We start from the raw sequence: 216 nt of genomic DNA, 5'->3' as shown, positions 1-216 counted from the left end.
TAACCTGGAAGAACTGAAAAGGTTGTCACGAATGACCAGTGACATGCTTTTTCTGGCACGTTCAGAGCATGGTCTGCTGCAGCTGGATAAACATGATGTAGATCTGGCAGCCGAACTGAATGAATTACGTGAGTTATTCGAGCCCCTGGCAGACGAAACAGGAAAGACAATCACGGTTGAAGGAGAGGGCGTTGTTGCCGGAGACAGCGATATGCT

1 pseudogene is annotated in these 216 nt (G+C 48.6%); it reads left to right on the top strand.

The features are described from left to right. Positions 1 to 216: pseudogene (locus OGV50_RS23595) on the top strand (two-component sensor histidine kinase); the annotation flags it as partial.

The organism is Citrobacter sp. CK180, from assembly GCF_030333655.1.
Lineage (GTDB): Bacteria > Pseudomonadota > Gammaproteobacteria > Enterobacterales > Enterobacteriaceae > Citrobacter_B > Citrobacter_B koseri.
Note: the sequence above shows the minus strand (reverse complement) of the source record. Positions and strands in the feature narration are given on the sequence as shown.